20 protein-coding genes and 1 pseudogene are annotated in these 20,243 nt (G+C 60.1%); 10 read left to right on the top strand and 11 right to left on the bottom strand.

The window, feature by feature from the left end:
- Positions 1 to 8: 8 nt before the first annotated feature.
- Both OIM99_RS22055 and leuD read right to left on the bottom strand, forming a co-directional pair.
- Entirely contained in the window at positions 9 to 1,391 is a 1,383-nt protein-coding gene (locus tag OIM99_RS22055; RefSeq protein WP_311852633.1) for a cytochrome P450, read from the bottom strand.
- 185 nt (positions 1,392 to 1,576) lie between these two features.
- Complete coding sequence (leuD, locus tag OIM99_RS22050; protein ID WP_311852632.1) at positions 1,577 to 2,182, bottom strand: 3-isopropylmalate dehydratase small subunit; 606 nt, start codon at positions 2,180 to 2,182, stop codon at positions 1,577 to 1,579.
- A 239-nt stretch (positions 2,183 to 2,421) separates the two neighbouring features.
- On the opposite strand from leuD, the gene OIM99_RS22045 reads away from it, so the two are divergent.
- From OIM99_RS22045 to OIM99_RS22030, 4 genes are all read left to right on the top strand, one after another.
- Positions 2,422 to 3,222 carry an ABC transporter ATP-binding protein gene (locus tag OIM99_RS22045; protein WP_311852631.1) on the top strand — a complete coding sequence of 267 codons (801 nt, stop codon included), beginning with the start codon at positions 2,422 to 2,424 and terminating at the stop codon, positions 3,220 to 3,222.
- Positions 3,222 to 3,959 (top strand): ABC transporter permease, encoded by a 738-nt coding sequence (locus OIM99_RS22040; RefSeq protein ID WP_311852630.1) that lies wholly within the window; start codon positions 3,222 to 3,224, stop codon positions 3,957 to 3,959. Before OIM99_RS22045 ends, OIM99_RS22040 begins: the two co-directional genes overlap by 1 nt.
- Complete coding sequence (locus OIM99_RS22035; RefSeq protein WP_311852629.1) at positions 3,950 to 4,777, top strand: ABC transporter permease; 828 nt, start codon at positions 3,950 to 3,952, stop codon at positions 4,775 to 4,777. Before OIM99_RS22040 ends, OIM99_RS22035 begins: the two co-directional genes overlap by 10 nt.
- A gap of 69 nt (positions 4,778 to 4,846) precedes the next feature.
- The gene (locus OIM99_RS22030) at positions 4,847 to 5,866 is read left to right on the top strand and encodes an ABC transporter substrate-binding protein (RefSeq protein ID WP_311852628.1); all 1,020 of its coding nucleotides are present in this window, start codon (positions 4,847 to 4,849) and stop codon (positions 5,864 to 5,866) included.
- Positions 5,867 to 6,499: 633 nt separating this feature from the next.
- Here the strand turns inward: OIM99_RS22030 and OIM99_RS22025 are convergent.
- The 4 genes from OIM99_RS22025 to OIM99_RS22010 all read right to left on the bottom strand — a co-directional run bounded on the left by OIM99_RS22025 (position 6,500) and on the right by OIM99_RS22010 (position 9,701).
- Positions 6,500 to 6,922, bottom strand: coding sequence for a metallopeptidase family protein (locus OIM99_RS22025; protein ID WP_311852627.1), 423 nt, complete (start codon positions 6,920 to 6,922; stop codon positions 6,500 to 6,502).
- Positions 6,922 to 7,089 (bottom strand): hypothetical protein, encoded by a 168-nt coding sequence (locus OIM99_RS22020; RefSeq protein ID WP_311852626.1) that lies wholly within the window; start codon positions 7,087 to 7,089, stop codon positions 6,922 to 6,924. The genes OIM99_RS22025 and OIM99_RS22020 overlap by 1 nt, the downstream gene beginning before the upstream one ends.
- 32 nt (positions 7,090 to 7,121) lie before the next feature.
- Positions 7,122 to 8,543, bottom strand: coding sequence for a 3-isopropylmalate dehydratase large subunit (leuC, locus tag OIM99_RS22015; RefSeq protein ID WP_311852625.1), 1,422 nt, complete (start codon positions 8,541 to 8,543; stop codon positions 7,122 to 7,124).
- Positions 8,544 to 8,744: 201 nt separating this feature from the next.
- Positions 8,745 to 9,701 carry a tripartite tricarboxylate transporter substrate-binding protein gene (locus OIM99_RS22010; RefSeq protein ID WP_311852624.1) on the bottom strand — a complete coding sequence of 319 codons (957 nt, stop codon included), beginning with the start codon at positions 9,699 to 9,701 and terminating at the stop codon, positions 8,745 to 8,747.
- 174 nt (positions 9,702 to 9,875) lie between these two features.
- Here OIM99_RS22010 and sfsA point away from each other — a divergent pair, with 174 nt between their 5' ends.
- Complete coding sequence (sfsA, locus tag OIM99_RS22005) at positions 9,876 to 10,583, top strand: DNA/RNA nuclease SfsA (RefSeq protein ID WP_311852623.1); 708 nt, start codon at positions 9,876 to 9,878, stop codon at positions 10,581 to 10,583.
- Between the two features lie 11 nt (positions 10,584 to 10,594).
- Here the strand turns inward: sfsA and OIM99_RS22000 are convergent, their stop codons facing one another.
- On the bottom strand, positions 10,595 to 11,569 hold the full coding sequence (locus OIM99_RS22000; protein ID WP_311852622.1) for a tripartite tricarboxylate transporter substrate-binding protein: 975 nt from the start codon (positions 11,567 to 11,569) through the stop codon (positions 10,595 to 10,597).
- A gap of 57 nt (positions 11,570 to 11,626) precedes the next feature.
- On the bottom strand, positions 11,627 to 12,529 hold the full coding sequence (locus OIM99_RS21995; RefSeq protein ID WP_311852621.1) for a LysR substrate-binding domain-containing protein: 903 nt from the start codon (positions 12,527 to 12,529) through the stop codon (positions 11,627 to 11,629).
- A 175-nt stretch (positions 12,530 to 12,704) separates the two neighbouring features.
- On the opposite strand from OIM99_RS21995, the pseudogene OIM99_RS21990 reads away from it, so the two are divergent.
- The 5 genes and pseudogenes from OIM99_RS21990 to OIM99_RS21970 all read left to right on the top strand — a co-directional run.
- Positions 12,705 to 13,705 (top strand): annotated as a pseudogene (locus OIM99_RS21990) (AMP-binding protein); the annotation flags it as partial.
- A 195-nt stretch (positions 13,706 to 13,900) separates the two neighbouring features.
- Complete coding sequence (locus OIM99_RS27880) at positions 13,901 to 14,473, top strand: AMP-binding enzyme (protein WP_409371559.1); 573 nt, start codon at positions 13,901 to 13,903, stop codon at positions 14,471 to 14,473.
- Positions 14,470 to 14,880 (top strand): nuclear transport factor 2 family protein, encoded by a 411-nt coding sequence (locus OIM99_RS21980; protein WP_311852618.1) that lies wholly within the window; start codon positions 14,470 to 14,472, stop codon positions 14,878 to 14,880. The genes OIM99_RS27880 and OIM99_RS21980 overlap by 4 nt, the downstream gene beginning before the upstream one ends.
- A gap of 8 nt (positions 14,881 to 14,888) precedes the next feature.
- Positions 14,889 to 15,674 carry an enoyl-CoA hydratase/isomerase family protein gene (locus OIM99_RS21975; RefSeq protein WP_311852617.1) on the top strand — a complete coding sequence of 262 codons (786 nt, stop codon included), beginning with the start codon at positions 14,889 to 14,891 and terminating at the stop codon, positions 15,672 to 15,674.
- A complete protein-coding gene (locus OIM99_RS21970; protein ID WP_311852616.1) occupies positions 15,664 to 16,218 on the top strand; it encodes a gamma carbonic anhydrase family protein in 555 nt (184 codons plus the stop codon). The genes OIM99_RS21975 and OIM99_RS21970 overlap by 11 nt, the downstream gene beginning before the upstream one ends.
- Positions 16,219 to 16,351: 133 nt before the next feature.
- On the opposite strand, the gene OIM99_RS21965 is transcribed toward OIM99_RS21970, so the two are convergent.
- From OIM99_RS21965 to map, 3 genes are all read right to left on the bottom strand, one after another.
- Complete coding sequence (locus OIM99_RS21965) at positions 16,352 to 18,475, bottom strand: EAL domain-containing protein (RefSeq protein ID WP_311852615.1); 2,124 nt, start codon at positions 18,473 to 18,475, stop codon at positions 16,352 to 16,354.
- 233 nt (positions 18,476 to 18,708) lie between these two features.
- Complete coding sequence (radC, locus tag OIM99_RS21960; RefSeq protein WP_311852614.1) at positions 18,709 to 19,389, bottom strand: RadC family protein; 681 nt, start codon at positions 19,387 to 19,389, stop codon at positions 18,709 to 18,711.
- The gene (gene map, locus OIM99_RS21955) at positions 19,386 to 20,219 is read right to left on the bottom strand and encodes a type I methionyl aminopeptidase (protein WP_311852613.1); all 834 of its coding nucleotides are present in this window, start codon (positions 20,217 to 20,219) and stop codon (positions 19,386 to 19,388) included. Before map ends, radC begins: the two co-directional genes overlap by 4 nt.
- Positions 20,220 to 20,243 lie beyond the last annotated feature (24 nt).

Below are 20,243 nucleotides of genomic sequence, written 5' to 3'. Positions count from 1 at the left end.
AAGTGCGCTCAGCGCGGATGGATATGCATGGCCAATCTTTTGTCCGGTCGCAAAGTGATCCGTTGTAGCGGGCGGGGCTCCTGGCCTTCGACGAGGGACAGGCGCGCCTGCCGCAGTATTGTAGCCAAAACGATGATCGCTTCCATCATCGCGAAACGCATGCCGATGCAGACGCGCTGGCCGCCGCCAAACGGCAGGTAGGCAAAGCGGTCGATCTTCTCGCGCGCCTCCGGCAGGAAGCGTTCGGGCAGGAAGGTGTCCGGCCGCTCCCACAACAGCCGGTGGCGGTGCAGCAAATAGGGCGAGATGATCATGAAGGCGCCTTTCGGCACCTCGACGTCGCCGAGCCTGTCGGCCTCCTGCGCCTGCCGGGTGAGCGTGGCGGCGGGCGGATAGAGGCGCATGCTCTCTTCGAAAACCGCGCGGATGACAGGCATTTCGTCGAGCCAGTCGCCAGGATTTTCAGAGGCCGCATCGGCCTCCGCTTCTGCCTTGGTGCGCCAGTGGGGCGAACGCGACAGGAGATAGAGCGTCCAGGCCAGGGCGCGGGACGTGGTTTCGTGGCCGGCGACGATGAAGGTCAAGAGATTGGCAATGACGTCCTCGGTCGAGAGACCTACGCCGGTTTCCGGATCGCTGGCGCGCAGCAGCGCGGTCAACAGATCGTCCGGCGCTTCGCCGCCGTCGGCGATCTGGGCCTGGCGTTCCTTCACCATGCGCTCGGTGGTCTTGTTGAAGAAGGCGAGCGACTCACGGGCGCGGATGGCCGAGACGCGTGGCAGCCAGGACGGTGCATTGAACACGTCAAGCGGGTCGATCGTGCCTATGGCGTCGAGGAATTGCATCATCGCCCGCTCAAAGCCGGCGCTGTCGCCGGCGATGGCATCGGAGAACAGCGTTGCCGACAGAATATCATAGGTGACGCCGGTCATCTCACGATCGATTTCGAGGATGGCGCCGGGGCGGCGGCGCAGCCAGCGATCGACCCGCGCCTGCGCCAGCCGCTGCATCATCGGCGCGAAAGCGGCGACGCGTTTCGGCGTGAACAGCGGGCTCAGGGTGCGTCGTGTGCGCCGCCAGCTTTCGCCGGTTGCCGTGAACAGGCCTTCGCCGCCCGTCGAGCCGGTGCGTAGAATGCGCAATTGCAGCGGATCGCGCTCGTAATTCGCCACATTGTCGACGAGGACGCGGCGCACCGCCTGGGGATCGTTGACCACCACCGTATAGCCAAACAGCGACGATGGGCCGGCGAGCATCGGTTGTTCGAAATGCGCCTGCGTCCAGCTTTCCAGCGGATTGCGAGCCAACAGCCATAAAGTCTTCAATCGCCCCGCCGGCTTGGCGAGGGGCTTGGGCGCATAGGGAATGAACGGACGGGCTTCGGCGAGCATCAAACGCGGCTCCCTTGTTCCTAGTTTTGACGTGTCTTTGCGCGTTTGGCTAAGCCAAACTTGCAAAACGCTATCGAAACAAAAACGCCCGACGCGAAGGCCGGGCGCTTGAGCTTTACACTAGCTCGGAACGGAGGCGTTTCGAAGGCGAGAGTTCCTTCAGATGGCACTCTCGTTTCGAGGCATTAGAGCCAGGGACGCTCCGCCTTGGTCTGGGTCTCGAAGCCGCCGATCGCGGCGTCCTTCTTCAGGGTGAGGCCGATGTCGTCCAAGCCTTCCAGCAGGCAATGCTTGCGGAACGGATCGATCTCGAACTTCACCACGCCACCATCGGGGCCGTAGATTTCCTGCTTCTCGAGATCGACGGTCAGCGTCGCATTGGCGCCGCGGTTGGCGTCGTCCATCAGCTTGGCCAGGTCTTCCTTGGAGACCTTGGCCGGCAGGACGCCGTTCTGGAAGCAGTTGTTGTAGAAGATGTCGGCGAAATTGGTCGAGATGACGCAGCGGATGCCGTAGTCGAGCAGAGCCCAGGGGGCATGTTCGCGCGACGAGCCGCAGCCGAAATTATCCTCGGCGACGATGATCTGCGCCTTGCGATAGGCCGGCTTGTTGAGCACGAAATCCGGGTTCTCCGAACCGTCTTCCTTATAGCGCAGCTCCGAAAACAGGCCCTTGCCAAGGCCCGTACGGGCGATGGTCTTCAGGTACTGCTTCGGAATGATCATGTCCGTGTCGATATTGGTGATCGGCATGGGCGCGGCGACGCCGGTCAGCTTGGTGAACTTGTCCATGGGGCTCTTTACCCGTCCTCGGTTTTATAGCTGGGGCCTTCTACACCCTATGTTCCGGGTTGTCAGCTTTCCCGCAAAAGGTGGGCACCAGCCATGCATTTTTCCCACCTGTGACCCACTTGACTGAACCACTGGGCGGGCGGCTGGACGGTGAAAAAACCGGCGGTTAGGGTCAGTCTCCAGCGCGCCGGCCGGAGGGGCATGGTGGCGGGGCGCTGAAGGGTGAGGGAACAATACGTATGCAGGCGCCTGCCGCAGCACAAATCGTCGTCGATCAAATCACTCATATGTACCGCCCCGCTCATGGCCAGCCCGTTCTGGCCATCGACGATGTTTCGCTGGAGGTGCGACCGCGCGAATTTCTGGCGCTGCTCGGTCCCTCGGGCTGCGGGAAATCGACCCTTCTTTATCTGATGGGGGGATTCCTGCCGGTTGAAACCGGCCGCATTCTGATCGACGGCAAGCCGGTGACCGGGCCGGGGCCGGATCGTGGCGTGGTGTTCCAGCATTTCGCGCTGTTTCCGTGGAAGACGGTGCGCGGCAATGTGCTCTATGGGCTCGAGCGTGCCGGCATACCGAAGGAGGAACGGCTGAAGCGGGCGCAGGCCTATATCGACATGGTCGGCCTGCAGGGGTTCGAGAACAGCTATCCGTCGCAACTGTCCGGCGGCATGCGTCAGCGCACGGCGATTGCCCGCACGCTCGCCATCGATCCGAACATTCTTCTCATGGACGAACCGTTCGGCGCGCTCGATGCGCAGACGCGCAGTCTCATGCAAAGCGAGCTGCTCGCCATCTGGCGACGCTCGCCCAAAACTGTGATCTTCGTCACCCATGACGTGCAGGAAGCGGTTTATCTCGCCGAGCGCATTGCGGTGATGTCGGCGCGGCCGGGCCGGATCAAATCGATCATCGAGACCAATTTCGACCGCAGCGATCCCAATCTGTTCAAACAGCCGGCCTTCATCGAGAAGGTCGACGAGATCTGGGGGCTCGTGCGCAACGAGGCGATGTTGGCGCAGCGTTTGGCGGCCGGCTGATGCAACGTCTGATCCGTTACTCCCCTTTGCTCATCCTGGCGGTGGTGTGGGAAGCGGTGGCGCGTTCGGGTCTCGTGGCGCGTAGCGCCTTGCCGCCGCTGAGCGATGTCATCCTGGCTTGGGTTCAACTGGCCGGCACGTCGGATTTTTGGATTAACGCGGCGGATTCGCTCTATCGCACGTTCGCAGGTTTGATCCTCGCCATCGTGATCGGCGCGCTGATCGGCATCGCCATGGCCTCGTCGAGGCCGATCCGCACGCTGCTCAATCCGATCGTCGAAGTGTTCTATCCGCTGCCGAAATCGGCCTTGATCCCGGTGACGGCGCTGTGGCTTGGTTTGGGCGATGCGTCGAAAATCCTGCTGATCTTTCTCGGCTGCATGCTGCCGGTGACATTGGGCGCCTATAACGGGGCGCGCGGCGCCGAACAGAGCTTGATGTGGTCGGCGCGCTCGCTTGGTGCCAGCCGCTTGCGCATGCTGTTCGACGTGGTGGCGCCAAGTGCTTTGCCGGAAACGTTGAACGGCATCCGCACGGCGCTCGCCACCTCCTTCGTGCTGCTCGTCAGTTCCGAAATGATCGCGGCCCGCAGCGGCCTTGGCTTCATGATCGGCTTTCTGGGAGATGGCGGCAATTTCGACGCCATGTTCGCGGTGGTCTTCACGGTGGCTTTCATGGGGTTCATCGCCGATCGGCTTTATCAGGCGGCCATGCAGCGGGTGCTCAGATGGCGTTGACGCAAGCTTTCGCGCGATCCGGGCAGCGGCGTTCCTGGCGCTGGCAGACACTTGGCTACAAATTGCTCGCCTGGTCGCCGTTGATCATCCTGTTGATCGCCTGGGAAGCGACGACGCGGGCTGGCCTGTTCACGCCCTTCATGCTGCCGTCGCTCTCCTCCGTCTTCGGGCGCATCGCCGATGACTACGCCTCGGGCGATCTGATGCTGTCGATCGGCACGACCTTGTGGCGGGCGCTGGCTGGCTTTGCCATTTCGGCGGTGCTCGGCGTGGCGCTTGGCATTCTGATCTCGCAATATCGGTTGATGCGCTGGTTCTTCGATCCGATCATCTCGGTCGGATTTCCCATGCCGAAAATCGCCTTCCTGCCGATCATGATCCTCTGGCTTGGCCTTTTCGACGTGTCGAAGATCACCATGATCGCCTTCAATGCGATTTTTCCCGTCGTCACCGCCACCATCGCAGGCATCGAAGGCGTCGAGAAGCAGGTCATCTGGTCGGCGCGCAATCTCGGCACCAGCCGTCAAAGGCTGATGTGGGACATTCTGTTGCCGGCAGCCTCGCCGCAAATCCTCACCGGCCTGCAGGTGGCTTTGCCGATCGCTTTGATCGTCGGCGTACTCACCGAAATGGCGATGGGCGGCTATGGCGTTGGCGCGGTGATGCAAACCGCTTCGCGCATGGCGGATTCCCCTGGTGTTTTCGCTGGCATCATCGAGATCGCCATCGTCGGCTATGTGCTGGTGCGGCTGATGAACATGGTTCGGCGCTGGCTGTTGCGTTGGCACCCGGAAAGTCTGGATGCGACGGCCAGCTGAGCGCTTGACAAGGATGACAGGGCGGACCGACCCTCCGGGGAAGGGGAAGCCGAAACGAGGAGGGAGAGAATGAAAATAGCCAAATGGATCGCGCTCGCCGCGCTGGCGGCTCTGCCTCTTGTGGCAGCACCGGCGCAGGCGCAGGCGCCCGTCAAAATCCGCGTCGCCTGGGTGGTGCCGATCGCCAACCTGCCATCGCTCTTGATGGTGAAGCCGGAACTGATGCGCAACAACGGCAAGAGCTATGTGTTCGAGCCGGTGCGCTTCCAGGGCACGCCGCCGATGATCACGGCGCTGGCCACCGGTGAACTCGACATCGCCGACTTTGCCTATTCGTCTCTGGCGCTCGCCATTCAGAATGCCGGCATGAGCGATCTGAAAGTCATCGCCGATGAATCGCGCGATGGTTACGCCGATTATTATACGGCGCCCTATTTCGTGCTGAAGGACGGGCCGATCCAGACCGTCAAGGACCTCAAGGGCAAGAGCGTGGCGTCGGTCGGCGCCGGCTCGGCGGTTGATATCGCCTTGCGCGCCATGCTGCGCAAGAACGGCCTTGAGGACAAACGCGATTATAACGTGGTCGAAGCCGGCTTTCCGAACATGGCGGCCATGCTGACCTCGAAGAAGGTCGATCTGATTTCGAGCGTGCTGCCGTTCTCGCTCGATCCGGAATTGCAGAAGGTGGCGCGGCCGCTCTTCACCATCAGGGATGCGATCGGCCCGGCGCAGTTGGTCGTCTGGGCGGCGCGTGAACCGTTCCTCACCAAGAACCGCGCCGCGGTGCTGGACTTCCTGGAAGATTCCATCCGCGTGCAACAGTGGCTGGTCGATCCGAAGAATCGCGCCGAGGTGTTGCAGCTCGCTGGCAAAGTCGCCAATCAACCGCCGGAGCGCTTGTCGAGCTGGCTGTTCACCAAGGCCGACAACTACCGCGATCCCAATCTGGTGCCCGACATCAAGGCGCTGCAAAGCAATATCGACGTGCAAAGCGAGTTGGGTTTCCTGAAAGGCAAGATCGACATTAGCAAATATGTCGATCTCAGCCTCGTGCAGGAAGCGGCCAAGCGCTACGCGCAGAGTAAGTAAGCTAGCCGGCATGGGCCGACACCTTCGTGTCATTCCCGACGCGCCCAAAGGGCGCGAGCGGGAAGCCAGAGCGAGAGGTAGAGCCAAAGGAAATATGGTTTTGACGACGACCTTAAACTGAAGCGGTCGCTCTGGATTCCCGCTCAGCCGCTGCGCGGCCGTCGGGAATGACACGGAGGCGTCGGCAATGCCGCTGGCAAACGGAAGCGGCCATGATAGCGCCCTTGCATGGGGTTGTTCCTCAGAATCCCGTGCTACCCCCTCCCCAATGGGCGCAGTCGGGTGGCGACGTGCCGGTGGGTCTCGACGAAGAATTTCTGTTTCCCGGTCCAAACACCGTTCTCCCCGTTGCGGACACCGTGGCGCTCCCCGCGGTGAAATCGGGCTCAAAATACGAAAGCGGGGCGGCAGAATTATGTTCTTGTTTTGTTCTTTTTAATGAAGGCGTCCGCAAGATGACGCCGACACCTCCGTGTCATTCCCGACGCGCGAAGCGCGAGCGGGAATCCAGAGCAAGCGGTCGTGTCTGCGACGATCGGTTCCCTTACGGCAAGGATCATGCGGCTTGCTCTGGATTCCCGCCCAGCCGCTGCGCGGCTGTCGGGAATGACACAGAGGTGTCCGCGCCGCGCTCTAATCCGCCAGCTTTTCGATGTTCTCCATGTCCTCGTCCGAGAAGCCGAAGTGATGGCCGATCTCGTGCACGAGCACGTGGGTGATGATGGTGCCGAGCGCTTCTTCATGCGCGGCCCAATAGTCGAGGATGGGGCGGCGATAGAGCCAGACCATGTTGGGGAATTCACCTGTCTGGAGCGTCGCGCCGCGCTGGGCGAGGCCACGGCCCTGAAACAGGCCGAGCAGATCGAATTCGCTCTCGGCCTGCATTTCATCGAGAACTTCGTCGGTCGGAAAATCCTCGATGCGGATGACGACGCCTTCGCAGAGCGCGCGGAATTCGGCGGGCAGGCGGGCGAAGGCCTCATCGGCCATGGTTTCGAAATCTTCCAGCGTTGGCGCGGTGGCGGTGCGCCAGTCAGGCTTATCTGGATCAGCCATCAGAAAAACCAGCCCGTGACGAGATTGAGCGCCAGGATGGCGACAAGGACGAGGCCGATGATGCGGCCGATGCGCTTGGCCCAGACTTCGATCGGGTCAGCGCTTGTGGTCGGCGGCGGCGCGACGGTTTCGAGCTGGGTGGAGAAGAGGTCGGTGTCGCGGGGCATGGCGCCCCGCGACGATGCGTTTGGATCGCGGTTTATTTCCACGTCCGGACGTCGACGAAGTGGCCGGCGAGGGCCGCTGCCGCCGCCATCGCGGGGGAAACCAGATGCGTGCGGCCACGGAAGCCCTGGCGGCCCTCGAAGTTGCGGTTCGAGGTCGAGGCGCAGCGTTCGCCCGGCGCCAGCTTGTCCGGATTCATGGCCAGGCACATGGAGCAGCCGGGCTCGCGCCATTCGAAGCCGGCGGCGACGAAGATCTTGTCGAGACCTTCGGCTTCCGCCTGCTGCTTTACCAGGCCAGAGCCCGGCACGACCATGGCGTTGATGCGCTCGGGCACCTTCTGGCCACGGGAGACGGCGATCTTGGCGATCTCGGCGGCGGCGCGCAGGTCTTCGATGCGCCCGTTCGTGCACGAGCCGATGAAGGCGCGATCGATCGCAAGATCGGTCATCTTCTCACCGCCCTTGAGACCCATATAGGCCAGGGCGCGTTCGAACTTGGCGCGCTGCTGATCGGTCTTGGCATCTTCGAGGCGCGGCACGGTGCCACCGATGGTGGTGACGTCTTCCGGTGATGTGCCCCAGGTGAGCAGCGGCGGCAGTGCGGCGGCATCGAGCTTCACGTGACGGTCGAAATGCGCGCCGTCTTCGGTGCGCAGCGTGTCCCAATAGCGCAAAGCCTTATCCCAATCGGCGCCCTTCGGCGCTTTCGGGCGACCCTTGAGGAATTCGTAGGTCTTCTGGTCCGGCGCGACGAGGCCGGCGCGGGCGCCGCCTTCGATCGACATGTTGCAGACGGTCATGCGGCCTTCCATCGACAGGGACCGGATCGCCTCGCCGTCATATTCGATGACGCTTGAGGTGCCGCCGGCGGTGCCGATCTCGCCGATGATGGCGAGGATGATGTCCTTGGCGGTAACACCCTCCGGCAATTTGCCGTCGACGGTGACGCGCATGTTCTTGGACTTTTTCTGGATCAGCGTCTGTGTGGCGAGCACGTGCTCGACTTCCGACGTGCCGATGCCATGCGCCAACGCGCCGAAGGCACCGTGGGTGGCGGTGTGGCTGTCGCCGCAAACGATGGTCGTGCCCGGCAGGGTGAAGCCCTGTTCCGGCCCGATGATGTGGCAGATGCCCTGACGGACATCGACGCCGTCATAATATTCGAGGCCGAAATCGGCGGCGTTCTTCGCCATCTGCTCGATCTGGGCCTTGCTCTCCGGATCATCGATCGGCTTCGAGCGATCGGTGGTGGGGATGTTGTGGTCGACCACGCACAGGGTCTTTTCCGGCGCGCGCACCTTGCGGCCGGACATGCGCAGACCTTCGAAAGCCTGCGGCGAGGTCACTTCGTGGACGAGGTGGCGATCGATGTAGAGGAGGGTCGTGCCATCCGGCTGAGCCTCGACGACATGGTCGTCCCAGATCTTGTCATAAAGCGTGCGTGCCTTGGCCATTTCGGTCGGGTCTCTCTACTTGGGACCGCGCACGTGGAGCGCGCGGATTTTTTCTCGGCGGACTTCTAGCGGTTTGGATCGGCGGAAGGAAGAGGCGTGCATGGGTCGCAACGCAGGTATTCCTTCGCCGATTTCAGTCAGATAGGCGCGAGATTGGTAAAATTCCAGGGTGTCACGTCGGGCCTAAAAGCCGAGCTGGCGCTATTTCCCCAGCAATACCCGGTATTTTTCGACCTCCTTCGGCACGAGCTGGCGGACATAGTCCGCCGTCAGTTCCTCGCCGGAGGCGGGAAGGGCCGACAGCTCGGCCAGGCGCGATTGTACCGTGTCGCTCGCCACCGCTTTGCGCAGGGCCTCATTGAGCTTGGCGATGACCGGCTCCGGCGCGCCAGCCGGGAGGAACAAAGCGTTCCAGCCTTCGGCCTGGAAGGCGGGGACACCGGCTTCCTGGGCGGCCGGCACTTCGGGCAGGTTTTTCAGCCGCTGGTGGGCGGAGACGACGAGGCCTTTCACCTCGCCGGCATTGATGGCGGCGGCGACAGAGGTGGCGGCATCGCAGACGCCATCCACATGGCCGCCCATGGCGTCGTTGAGGGCAGGGGCGGCACCGCGATAGCTGACCAGCGACACGTCGATCGCAGCGGCCTTCACGAAGCTCATGCAGATCAAATAGTTGGACGAGCCGACGCCGGCATGGCCAAGCGTCATCTTGCCGGGATTCTGTTTCGCATAGGCGATTGTCTCGGCGACGGTCGCGGCGGGGAAGTTCTTGCGCAGCGCTATGACTGGTGAGGTCTTGGCGACCAAGCCGACGGGCGCGAAGGATTCCGGCTTAAAGGGCACGTTTTCCGTCGTCCAATAGACGGCGGCATTGGTGCCGGCATTGCCGATCGTCAGCGTATAGCCATCGGGCGCGGCGCGAGAGGCGCGCGTCAGGCCGATCGAACCGCCGGCACCGCCAACGTTTTCGATGACCAGGCGCTGATCGAGCGCCCGCCCCATTTCATCGGCGGCGAGGCGCGCGATGACATCGGAGGTGCCGCCGGCGGCAAAGGGGACGATGAAGGTGATCGGTTTGGAGGGATAGGATTGCGCCATGGCGAGACCGGACGACAAAGTCAAAGCCGCCACAGCCAAAAAACGTACCGATCCAATCATGCGCACCCCTCCGTTCGCGCCGTCTGAGGGGCAGGAGGTTAGGCAAGGGCGTCGTCCCTGACAATGCAACGGAAGGTGGATTTGAGACGTGCCGGGCGAAGAAAACGTGCGAACAAAAACGTGGATGAGCGCAGGGCGCTGCGGATTTGCCAGCGGGGCATGCGATAAGGCTCCATGAAATTCACCCCACCTCTCGTTCCCGGCCGCTTGATCGAACGCTACAAGCGCTTTCTCGCCGACATCACCCTCGACAGCGGTGAAACCATCACCGCCCATTGCGCCAATCCCGGCGCCATGCTCGGGCTGATCGATCCGGGCAATCGGGTGTGGCTGTCGAAGTCGAACAATCCGGCGCGCAAGCTCAGCTTTTCCTGGGAGATCGTCGAAGCCGATTTTGGTCGCGGGCCGGAATGCGTCGGCATCAACACGTCACATCCCAACGGCATCGTGTTTGAAGCGATCGGGCGCGGTTTCTTTCCCGAACTCACGGGCTATGCCTCGGCGCGGCGCGAAGTGAAATATGGCCGCAACAGCCGTGTCGATATTCTGCTCGAAGGCAATGGTCGTCCGTCATGCTATGTGGAGATCAAGAACATCCACATGATGCGCCAGCCAGGCCTGGCCGAATTTCCCGATTGTGTCACCGCGCGCGGCACCAAACATCTCATGGAACTCGGCGATATGGTGGAGGCCGGCCATCGCGCCGTGATGATCTATCTCATTCAGATGCAGGCTGACCGTTTCACGCTGGCGGACGACATCGATCCTGCCTATGCGAAAGCGTTCGCCCTGGCGCGCTCGCGCGGGGTCGAGGCCATGGCGGTGTGCTGCGAAGTGTCGCCGCAGGAGATCGAAGTCGATCGGCGGGTTGAGGTGGTGTGAGGGGCGCGAGGTCAATCGACAAAAGCCCCCGCCGCTTCGATCAAGGGTCGCCATTTTGCCACTTCCGCTTTCAGAAATGCACGATGGACATCACGCGACATGCGCTCTTCAGTAACAGGCTCGGTGCCGAGGTCGACGAAGCGTGCGATAACGCGGGGATCTTTGAGGGCATATGTAAGAGCGGCGTTCAGCCGCTCGAGAATATGTTTAGTTGTGCTCTTTGGTGCATAGAGACCATGCCAGACGCTGATCTCGAAAGCTTTGAGGCCGGCCTCGTCGGCTGTTGGGACATCCGCCATGAATTTCAGCCGAGACGGTGTCGTCACCGCGAAAACCTTGACTTGCTGCGATTGAATCTGGCTGCTGGTATTGGTTGTTTGATCGCATCCGATATCGATGTGTCCCCCGACTATATCTCGCAATGATTGGGAGCTGCCCTGGTAAGGGATGCTGGTGACTTGAGCTCCGGCAGTCGACATCAACAGGAGACTACATAGATGAGCAGCCGAGCCAACACCCGCATGCCCAAAGTTTATCGCCGGCCCTTTAGCCTTTAGAAGGGTGAGAAGCTCGCCCAGATTTTTAGCTTCAAGGCCAGTCCGTCCGATAATCGTCATAGGGACGTCGGTTACCAATCCAATCGGCTCAAAGTCGGAAATGACATTATACGGAAGCTTGCGAAAGAGCGTGGCGCTTGTGGCATGTCCAATGTTGTGTAGCAGCAATGTGTATCCGTCAGATGCAGATCTAGCCACGTAGCTGGCTCCTCGTGTGCCACCGGCGCCCGCTAGGTTCTCGATCAAGACGCGAGTCTTGAGGGGCTCCGACATTGAATCGGCTATCAATCTACCGACGACGTCGGTGGGCCCACCAGCCGCGAAAGGTACGACGATCGTGATCGGTCGGATGGGAAACTGGTCCGCCTGGGCGAAAGACGTGCCAAATGCTATCAGTATTCCAGCAATGCGGCCGAGGCTTGAAAGCATATCGCGCTCCAATGTCTTTGTGGTGGTCGGTGGTAAGGATTGGCTTGCCTGCGGCGATTAGGCTTTTGCGGCTTTGGCCTCGCGCTTCACAAAGGCGACAAATCTTTCCAAATAAAGCGGTCGCTCTTGTCCACGTTGAAGGCAAAGGCTGAGTTTCCGCTTGGCCCAACCGTCCGTGAGGCGGACGATTTTCAGTGGCATTGTCTTGCTGGCGCGTTGCGCGGCACTCTCTGATACAATTCCCGGTGCGACACCTTGTGAAACCATTCCGCAAACGGCGAGAAAGTTAGGTGCCTGAACGCGCCATCTTATCTTTCCGCCTATCTTGGCTGCCTGCGTTTCAAGATGTTCCGTCAAAGCATTCGTGCCGAGAAGGCCGATGAGTTCGCTCGCAATGGCCTTGGAAAAATCGATGGTCGTGCGGGGTGCAAAGAGATGCCCCTTTGGGACCACAAGGACCAGTTGATCAATCGTCAAGGGGAAGAGTTCAAGATCTCTTGCAGGTGTAAAGTCTGCGACGATACCCGCGTCTCGTTCGCCATTGCATATGGCCTCGATGATCTCGTGACTTTGCCGCTCTTCGACATCAAGATCGATGGCGGGATGTTCCATTAGATATTTGGCCATCAACGTGGGCAGCACCTCGGACAAGCCGGCGGTGTTCGAGAGCAGTCGGATGCGTCCTCTCAAGCCTTTAGAATATTCCGCGAGATCGCCCTTCATTCTCTCGCTTTGAGCGATGATCGTGCGTGCATGCTTGAGAAGGGCCATTCCTGCAGGCGTGGGACGCACGCCTTTCTTGTCTCGCACAAGGAGAGCGGTGCCTATATCGAGCTCCATATGCTTTATGCGTTCGCTGGCTGAGGCGGCGGTAATGCATGTATCATTCGCGACCAAACTAATGCTTGAGCGCTCAACGACATTGGCGAACAACCGTAGATCGGAGAGGTCAAACCTCATTTCGATTTCCTCTCATTTCATCTTCGCGATGCAGCAAGAGGATCAAATATTCCGCTGGTTAGGAAGTCCAAATTGTTATCAATTTGTGCTCAGTATTTGACGATTAGGATGTTCCTAAGCCTGAATTTGAATATTCCAGTTTGCGGCGTCGAAGAGAAACGGCCTAACTGGAAGCATGAACATTTTGCATGAAATCTTGCGCAACGATCCGCGATCGATTGCATTCGCCGATGCAATGAACGGCGGCAATGATCTTACATATGCCGATGTCTCGAATTGCGTCGAAGCCATTGCTTCCGCGTTTCGTTTAGAAGAGTTTTCCCCGTGCGATCGGATCGCCGTCACGACACCGCGCGGAAAGGATGGGCTTCTGGTCTTTCTCGCCGTGTCGTCCCATGCGATCTGTTGCCCTTTGGACCCACGACTCCTTGAGGATGAGATCATCGCCGCCCTGCGCGATCTTCAAGTCCGCGCCGTGATCGATACGACGGGTGAGCGACGGGTCGCCGATATTGTCGGCTCACTCGCCATTCCGTTTCAAAGCCTACGGCTTTCGGATTTATCTTTGAGCGGTCCCGTCAGGAAGACGAACGGAATAGGCAGCGGTGATGTGGCCCTATTGCTGCAAACCTCGGGCACTACATCGAAGCCGAAGCACGTCGCTCTCACCCATGCCAATATAATGGCGGCCGCTAGAGCGATAGGCTCAAGCTATGCGCTTGGCCCATCAGATATCTGCTTCAATCCCATGCCGCATCATCATGTCCATGGGTTGATCAGTGCCGGCATTTCCTCTCTGCTGGCGGGGGGGCGCAATATTGTGCGCCGTCCTTCGATCCCGCCGCTTTCGATCGGGCCTTGGCGGAGTTGGACGTGACTTGGTTTACGGGATCTCCTGCATTTCACCTAGGGCTTCTTGACTTCTACAAAGCTAACAACAGCCAGCCCCGATTTCGATCGTTGCGGTTCGTCCGCTCTTCTTCCGCGCCTTTTCCCGCGTCCGCCATCGCGCAGTATGAAAGGCTCTTCAACGTTCCATTGCTCGAAAATTATGGAATGACGGAAACCGCTTCCACGGTGTGCTCCAATTTATTGCCACCACGGCTGCGAAAGCCGGGATCCGTTGGATGCACCATCGGTGCGGAGATTCGCATCATTGATACCCATGGGGGGATCGCTGAGCGAGGCGCAGAAGGCGAAATCGTCCTGCGAGGCCCGAGCGTCATCACTCGATATGCCTCAGGCGAGTCGGGTTCGGATCATTTCATCGACGGGTGGTTGCGAACCGGGGATTTCGGTCGGATCGATGAGGATGGCTGCCTGTTCGTTCTTGGCCGCACCAAGGAGCTTATCAAACGTGGCGGACACTCGGTGTATCCTCTGGAAATCGACAGCGCCATCTTGTCCCATCCCGATGTGATGGAAGCCATAAGCTTCTCGCTGGAACATCCAACTTTGGGTGAGGAACTTGTTGCAGCCTTCGTCCCGCGAGCTGGGAGCTTGGTCGACAGCGGCAAAGTGAGGCGCTTCCTCGAAGATAAGCTTAGCACTTACAAGATTCCAACAGTGCTTCTTCGCGTTGCTGAGATTCCGAAGAACGCGACGGGAAAGACTGCGCGGCGCTCGATGCGCTCTGCTTTTGCCGACCATTTTCGCATTCAGGGAACTCCCGCCGCGTCTGAACTCGAGGGTGAGCTTGTGATGTACTGGCGACAGGTCATTTCGAAGCCGGATCTGGGCGTAACGGACAATGTTTTTATTCACGGCGCCGATCCCATTCGTGCTCAGCGCATGTGCGAAAAGATGCGGGCCATTCGAGGCTTGGAGTTGCGGTTGAAAGACATCATTCGCAATCCAACCGCCCGCGAGCAAGCGATCCTGCTGACTGAACTGGAGAAGCAGGCATCAAAGCCACGACATTCAACGATGGAGAACATGAAATGACGAGCCAAGCCTTTGCCTTCGTTCCGGAAGGTCGCGCGTCGGAGGCGAAAGATGTGGTAGCCCTCATTCGAAAATATCTGGCTGCCGTCAAGAATGGTGACGAGGTGGCGCTACGATCGACGTTTGAGCCGTCGGCCAATATCTCCCACTATTACGTAAAGGGCGATTCCGTTCGGGCCAACGATCTCGATGGTTTCATCAACGTTATTCGCTCCCTGCATGTCAAATACGATAATGCCGAGGAGATCGCCAAAGATATTGAAGTGCGGTTGGTCGGTCCACTGGCCAGCGTCAGGGTGCCGTTCGGCTTCGTGATGGGCGCAAATACTCTCGAAGGAGAAGACATCTTTAATCTCGCGTTCTGCAAGGGCGAGTGGAAGATCATTCATAAGAGCTATTATCTCTGAGCGCCGGCATGAAAAATATTGTCGAATATAGTTTGGATGGCCATGTCGCTCAAATATGTTTGAATCGGCCGGAGAAGCTCAATGCCTTCGATGCCGACCTTGTTCGCGGCTTGTCATCCGCCCTTCGCCAGTTTGATGAAGATCGAGAAGCTCGCGTGGCAATTCTCATGGGAGCCGGTAAGGCTTTTTCGAGTGGTGCCGACGTCAAGGCTCGGCAATGTCGAAGTCCGGAGGAGTTTGAGCGCCTTGGAGGTCCGCAAGAGCCTGATGCCCATTCCGGCGATCTCTTTACCAGGTCCGTGCAATGGAAGCCCGTGATCGCCGCGCCCCATGGCTATGTCATGGGATTGGCCGTGGGGATCGTGCTTGAGTGTGAGATCGTGGTGGCTGAGGCCGAAACGATGTTCCAAATCACGGAGACGCCACGCGGTCTTGGCGGCGCGCGCTATTGGGGCTTGGCGCATTACTGCGGTGCGGCTGCTTTTGCCACTGAGGTGGCGTTAACGGGCCGGTTCTTTTCGGCGGAGGAGGCCCATAGAGCTGGTTTGATCGCCCGGATTGGCAAGAAAGAAGAGTATCTTGAGATCGCCCGACAAATAGCGCGGGACATCGCGGCAAATCCGCCGTTAAGCGTGCGCGCTACGGTGCGTTCGCGGCGATATTTCATGGATAGTTTCGAGCGAGATATCGCGGCGCAGACCGATCCTCTTAAACTTTATCTGACAGAAGACTTTCGTGAATCCGTCAATGCCTATGTGGAAAAAAGACCAACGAGGCCGTTCAGTGGACGCTGATGTCAAAATACCAAGCGGTATGATCTACACGATCGGTTCTTCTCGGCCACGCATTGGGGATGCAGTATGGATTGCGCCCGGTGCTTTCGTCATCGGTGACGTTACTATCGGCGAAGGATCGAGCGTCTGGTTTAATTGTGTGCTGCGCGGAGACACAAACACGATTTCCATTGGCCGACGCTCAAATATTCAGGATGGAACGATCATTCACGTGGACCCGGGGCTGTCGTCAACGACGATTGGAGACGATGTGACGGTCGGTCACGGCTGTATCATTCACGGCTGCACGCTGATGGACCGTGTGCTGGTGGGTATGGGGGCGATTATTCTCAACGGCGCCACGATCGAATCAGACGGCATGCTGGCCGCCGGCGCTGTTTTGACTTCCGGGAAGCGAGTTCAGAAAGGGGAGTTGTGGGCGGGAGCTCCAGCAAAGCTTTTGAGAACACTTACTGAAGCCGAACGACGCGGATTGCGGGAAAATGCCGATCACTATTTGGGAAATGCTCGTCGCTTTCGAAAAGAACTCGACGTTTCTCGTTAGAGATCGAGGTTGTCGTAGCCCGAAGCCCCGCACGGCATTCCCTTTCACAAACGACTGTGCGCGCTGATCATCGGCCTAGTCGAGCGATTTGGCCAAGCGATCATGCCGGTAAGGCACCGATCGCCCCGGCCGCTCAAGCGCGGCCGGCCGCCGCCACGCGAATGGGGATGGAAGGTGTTTCCAACTTGGCCGCGTCCCGCAAAAGGCTGCCGAGTTCGCTTTGCCCGCGGCCCTTCAGGGTCAATTGACCGAGCGAGACGATGTGGCCGAGCGGCGCGGGATGGCCGAAATAATAGCCTTGTCCCTCATTGCAGCCTTCCGCGTTCAACACGGCAAGCTGCGTATCGGTTTCGATCCCTTCCGCCAAAACTGGAATTTGCAAACCCTCGCCCAACGCCAGCACGGCCCGCATGATCGCCTTGGACTGCGGGCTGGTTTCGATCTCGCTCATGAAGGAACGATCGAGTTTGATCTTATCGAACGGGAACGTCTTCAGCGTATCGAGCGAGGAATAGCCGGTGCCGAAATCGTCGAGCGATATTTCGACGCCGAGCGCCTTGATCTGCCGCAGCATGTGCAAGGAACGGACCTTATCGGAAATGATCGCCGATTCCGTCAGCTCCAATTCCAGGCGCGACGCCGGCAGGCCGGTCTCGACGAGAATTTCGAGAATAAGCTTCGGCAGATCCGGGTGTTTGAATTGAACCGGCGACAGATTGACGGCGACTTTATAGGGCGGTTCCCAATTGGCGGCGTCGCGGCAGGCGGTGCGCAGCACCCATTCGCCGATCTGCACGATGAGGCCGTTCTCTTCGGCCAGGGGAATGAATTCGGCCGGCGGAATAAGGCCGCGCACCGGATGTTTCCAGCGTAGCAGCGCTTCGTAGCCGGTGATCGCGCCTGTCGCGAGCGTGGCCTGCATCTGATAATGGACATCGAGTTCGCCCTGTTCGAGGGCGGCGCGCAATTCCGTGGCCAGGATGCGGCGCTGCCTGACCGTCTCGTCCATGGACTGATCATAAAAGCAGATGGCGCGCGCGATTTCCGCCTTGGCGCGATACATGGCGAGATCGGCATTGCTGATGAGCATTTCCTTGCTATCGGCATTGTCGGGATAAAGGGCGACGCCGATGCTGGCGCCGGTCGCCACCTCGAAATCTTCCACGGTGACGGGTTCGAAGAGCACTTTTTCGAGCTGCGTCAGAAAATCGAGCATATGTGCGGAATCGCTGACGCGAAGCGTGGCGCTGAATTCGTCGCCGCCGAGACGCGCCACGAATTCGTCCTTGCCAATCAGGCTGGCCATGCGCCGCGCCAGAATCTTGAGCGCTTCATCGCCGGCTTTGTGGCCGCGTAGGTCGTTGATCTCTTTGAAACGGTCGAGATCGATGCCGATGAGTGCGAACTTGCCGTTCGTCGCATTGGCCCAGGAGATTTCGCGGTCGAGATGATCGTGGAAACTGACGCGGTTCGGCAGTCCGGTCAGGCTGTCGTTCAGGGCCATGTGCCGTAAGCGGCGGTTGGACTCGATGCGTACCTGATCGTCGATGAGATAGCTGGTCAGGCCGGTGCCGACGATGACCAGAGCGGCGATGGCGACGGCGAAGGCCAGCACATGAAGCGCATCCGGATTGGTATAGGCGCCTTCAAGCAGGATCGGTTCGACCCGGAAAGCGGTCATCGCTGTGAAGTGCAGACTGACGATCGCGAGGACGAAAATTCCGGAGGCGGTCAATCGTGAAGAGGCCGAGACGTTGCGAGCCGCGACGTAGAGAGCGAGGGCGGACAGGACGATCGCCAGGACGATCGAGGCGATCAGGTAGGAAAGCTGCCAGTGGACGATGCCCTGAACGCGATAGGCGACCATGCCGGTGTAGTGCATGGCGGCTATGCCGAGCCCGACGACGGCGCCGCCGATCGTGGCCACCCGCACGCTGCGACCCTTGCTGGCAACAGCGAAGCCGAGCGCCGTTCCTACGACCGCCACGAGTAGGGAGACGATCGTCAGGACCGGATCGAGCTCCACCGGTGCTGCCGGTTCGTAAGCGAGCATGGCGATGAAGTGGGTGCTCCAGATGGAAGCGCCCGCCGCGACGGCGGTCAGGAACAACCAACCGGCGTGTTGTTGGCCAGATGTCCGATAGGCCCTGTGAAAGAGGCTCATGGTCGCCCAGGCGCCACAGGAGCAGACGATCGCAGCAACCAGAACGAGCCAGATGTTATGCTCGGTCGCAATGCATCCAAGAACGGTGATCATGCAAAAAATCGTCTTTCAAATATCGAAGCTTGAGCACGCTAATGCACATGCGAGCCAACCAGATGCGCGAAATAGATACGGATGGCTGATAAATTTGCGGTAAAAAAGCAGCGTTGAGTTTGACGATTTGGCCTGCAAATAGCAGGTTTCTTGCACTAAAATATGGGATACCGAAGTATCCTATGGTGTCGCGACGAATGCATCGTGACGGCGCGTCACACAGTGCCGGCGTCTCAGATCAACTTCAACGCGCGCAGGCTCGCGTGGCCGTTGCGGCCGACGATGATGTGATCGTGCAGTTCGATGCCGAGCGAACGCGCGATCACTTGAATGTCGCGCGTCATCTGGATGTCGGCTTGCGATGGTGCTGGATCGCCGGAAGGATGGTTGTGGACCAAAATAATCGCGGTCGCCGCCAGTTCCAGTGCCCGGCGCATGACTTCACGCGGATAGACCGGCGTGTGGTCGACGGTGCCGGTGCCTTGCACTTCGTCGGCGATGAGGCCGTTGCGCTTGTCGAGGAAGAGGATGCGAAATTGCTCGCGATCGGCGAAGGCCATGGCGGCGCGGCAATAGTCGACCACGTCCTTGCCTGAAGTCAGCACGCGCTTCTGCTTGACCTCACCCAGCGCCAGACGGCGGCCGGCGGCTTCGACGATTTTGAGGTCTATCGCCGTACTCTCGCCGACGCCTTTCACCTCAAGCAGGCGCTCGCGGCGCGCGCCGAGCACTTCGGCGAAGGAGCCGAACTGGGCGATCAGGGCTTTGGCCAGAGGTTTGACGTCGCGCTGCGGGATCGAGCGCATCAGAATGAGTTCGAGCAGTTCGTAGTCAGGCAGGCCTTGATCGCCGCCCTCGATGAAGCGCGCGCGCAGGCGCTCGCGATGGCCCTTGTAGTGCGGCTCGTCGCTCACGCCGCCGGCAGGATATAGGGCGGTTGCGTATAGCCGGCGGGGGAATTGGTGAAGATCTCGACGCCGGTCGCCGTCACGCCGACGCTGTGTTCGAACTGCGCCGACAGCGAGCGATCGCGCGTCACGGCGGTCCAGCCATCGGAGAGGATTTTCACCTGCGGGCGGCCGAGATTGATCATCGGCTCGACGGTGAACAGCATGCCTTCGCGCAGGACGATGCCTTCGCCGCGGCGGCCGTAATGCAGAATGTTCGGTTCGTCGTGGAAGAGCTGACCGAGGCCGTGGCCGCAGAAATCGCGCACCACCGAGCAGCGCTCGCCTTCTGCGAATTCCTGAATGGCGGCGCCGATGTCGCCGGTGGTGGCGCCGGGGCGGATGACGGCGATGCCGCGCATCATCGCTTCATAGGTAACTTCGACCAGGCGCTGGGCGCGGCGGTTGACCTCGCCGACGCAATACATGCGGCTGGAATCGCCATGCCAACCGTCGACGATCAAGGTCGCGTCGATGTTGACGATATCGCCGCTGCGCAGCGGTTTGGAATCGGGAATGCCGTGGCAGACCACGTGGTTGATCGAGGTGCACAGGGACTTGCGATAGCCACGGTAGCCCAGGGTCGCCGGATAGGCGTTGTGGTCCATGGCGAATTCGAACATCAGTTTGTCGAGCTTGTCGGTCGGCGTGCCGGGTTCGACATGGGACGTGAGCATGTCGAGGGCGGCGGCGGCCAATTGGCCGGCCTTGCGCATGCCGGCAAAGGCTTCCGGCCCGTGCAGCTTGATTTGTCCGGTCTTTCGGGTGGGCGCGCGTGCCGCGTCGACGAAGGTCATGGCTTCCAAGAATTTCCTGTGAGA

Origin of the sequence: Methylocella sp. CPCC 101449, from assembly GCF_031921685.1 — a bacterium.
Lineage (GTDB): Bacteria > Pseudomonadota > Alphaproteobacteria > Rhizobiales > Beijerinckiaceae > Terripilifer.
This window is presented reverse-complemented; position numbering and strand designations above follow the sequence as displayed.

Coding starts and splice junctions, on each gene's coding strand:
- leuC (WP_311852625.1), bottom strand. CDS start 8,543: ATGGCCAAGGCACGCACGCTTTATGACAAGATCTGGGACGACCATGTC.
- leuD (WP_311852632.1), bottom strand. CDS start 2,182: ATGGACAAGTTCACCAAGCTGACCGGCGTCGCCGCGCCCATGCCGATC.
- map (WP_311852613.1), bottom strand. CDS start 20,219: ATGACCTTCGTCGACGCGGCACGCGCGCCCACCCGAAAGACCGGACAA.
- OIM99_RS22045 (WP_311852631.1), top strand. CDS start 2,422: ATGCAGGCGCCTGCCGCAGCACAAATCGTCGTCGATCAAATCACTCAT.
- OIM99_RS22010 (WP_311852624.1), bottom strand. CDS start 9,701: ATGATTGGATCGGTACGTTTTTTGGCTGTGGCGGCTTTGACTTTGTCG.
- OIM99_RS21965 (WP_311852615.1), bottom strand. CDS start 18,475: ATGATCACCGTTCTTGGATGCATTGCGACCGAGCATAACATCTGGCTC.
- OIM99_RS21995 (WP_311852621.1), bottom strand. CDS start 12,529: ATGAGGTTTGACCTCTCCGATCTACGGTTGTTCGCCAATGTCGTTGAG.
- OIM99_RS22055 (WP_311852633.1), bottom strand. CDS start 1,391: ATGCTCGCCGAAGCCCGTCCGTTCATTCCCTATGCGCCCAAGCCCCTC.
- OIM99_RS22000 (WP_311852622.1), bottom strand. CDS start 11,569: ATGCTTTCAAGCCTCGGCCGCATTGCTGGAATACTGATAGCATTTGGC.
- OIM99_RS21980 (WP_311852618.1), top strand. CDS start 14,470: ATGACGAGCCAAGCCTTTGCCTTCGTTCCGGAAGGTCGCGCGTCGGAG.
- sfsA (WP_311852623.1), top strand. CDS start 9,876: ATGAAATTCACCCCACCTCTCGTTCCCGGCCGCTTGATCGAACGCTAC.
- OIM99_RS22030 (WP_311852628.1), top strand. CDS start 4,847: ATGAAAATAGCCAAATGGATCGCGCTCGCCGCGCTGGCGGCTCTGCCT.
- OIM99_RS22020 (WP_311852626.1), bottom strand. CDS start 7,089: ATGCCCCGCGACACCGACCTCTTCTCCACCCAGCTCGAAACCGTCGCG.
- OIM99_RS22040 (WP_311852630.1), top strand. CDS start 3,222: ATGCAACGTCTGATCCGTTACTCCCCTTTGCTCATCCTGGCGGTGGTG.
- OIM99_RS22035 (WP_311852629.1), top strand. CDS start 3,950: ATGGCGTTGACGCAAGCTTTCGCGCGATCCGGGCAGCGGCGTTCCTGG.
- OIM99_RS21975 (WP_311852617.1), top strand. CDS start 14,889: ATGAAAAATATTGTCGAATATAGTTTGGATGGCCATGTCGCTCAAATA.
- OIM99_RS22025 (WP_311852627.1), bottom strand. CDS start 6,922: ATGGCTGATCCAGATAAGCCTGACTGGCGCACCGCCACCGCGCCAACG.